1 protein-coding gene is annotated in these 1,338 nt (G+C 25.5%); it reads right to left on the bottom strand.

Annotation, left to right across the window (positions count from 1 at the left end; translation table 11 throughout):
- Window positions 1–143: 143 nt before the first annotated feature.
- Window positions 144–1,202, bottom strand: a complete 1,059-nt coding sequence (locus GBZ86_RS15970) for a DUF1002 domain-containing protein (RefSeq protein WP_152892301.1) — start codon at window positions 1,200–1,202, stop codon at window positions 144–146.
- Window positions 1,203–1,338 lie beyond the last annotated feature (136 nt).

The following is a 1,338-nucleotide window of genomic DNA, read 5'->3' on the forward strand; positions in this document are numbered from 1 at the left end:
CTTCTATTATAAAATAACAAATATTAAATAATAATGCATTTTAAAAAATTACTATTAAATAATCTAATATTTAAAAACTTAATCTTTTATTTTTCAAAATAATTATATTTTTAGATTTTTTCTCTTGTTTTTATATATATTTATTATTTTGAATTTTTTAATGGTAAAGTTGAATTTTCTTTATTATTTTCAGAAGAATAACTCATGCTTTGATTTTCAACTTCTCCTGTATCAACAGGTGTTACATCAGCTGTATCTGCTGTGTCTGAACCATCTTCATATTCTTCTCCATTAAACTTTAAATCTAACCAATGAATAAAGCCTTTAATTTCCTTCCATATCTTTTCAAAGAAACCACTTTCTTTTATTGTAACACCAGCTTTAATTAATTGATCTTTCATATTATTACTTAGTTTATTTAAGCTTTCTTTAATATCTTTATAATTTAAATTTAATTTTCTTACTTGCTCCATTAAATTAACTAATTGTTGCTCTTCTTGTGGCTTTAATGTAACATTATAATTATTAACAGTTTCATTTACAATTTGTTGTATAGCTTCTTTATTTTCTGGTTTTTCCTTTACAACTTCCTTTTTTGCTTCACTAACAATAGCAGAGGCTTTATCTGCTCCTACACTATTTGCCAAATTTTTAGTTGTATTTATTTCATTTCTTGCTACTTCTCTATTTTCTAAAGGTAACTCTTTTCCAGTAGAACTTTCAAATCCTTTTAATATTCCTGCTAACGCTGCTGTTCCTGTTACATCATAAGGTGCATTAGCTTCAACTTTTGCATCAGTTATTCCACAAGTAATTAAGGCGTTACTAAGCATATCTCCTGTTACTTCAGTTAAATGATTGGTTTTAACACTAATACCTGTTCCTTTAGGTTCTACTTGAACACAAGAACTTGAAATTGAAACACTATCTTTTGGAATAGGTTTACTTTTATCCATACCTAATTGTTCTCTTATATCTTCATTAGTTATTTCTATTACTGAAACCTTTCCATCATTTACATCTTTTTGAGTAACTCCAAAATCATTTAACATTTGTAACTTTTGAGCTGCCGTTAAATTTGCACCTAAGCTTATGGCTTCTTTATAAACAACATCATTATTCTTAGCTAATACCATAGTATTAGCTTCTAATATTAACAATCCAGCCATAGCTAATGCTAATAAATTTTTTCTTTTTAACATAAATAACACTCTCCCATTATTTAAATAGTTTTATGAATAAAATCTATTTTATTAGTGTTATTTTCCATATACAGCTCACAAATTCTAATTACTTTAATATACTAACAGAAAATTAAAGATTTATTCAATATTAATT

The sequence above is a fragment of the Clostridium tarantellae genome (genome assembly GCF_009295725.1).
GTDB classification, from domain to species: Bacteria; Bacillota; Clostridia; order Clostridiales; family Clostridiaceae; genus Sarcina; species Sarcina tarantellae.

Excerpts from the sequence above, each read along its gene's own strand:
- GBZ86_RS15970 (WP_152892301.1), bottom strand. The coding sequence starts at position 1,202 with ATGTTAAAAAGAAAAAATTTATTAGCATTAGCTATGGCTGGATTGTTA.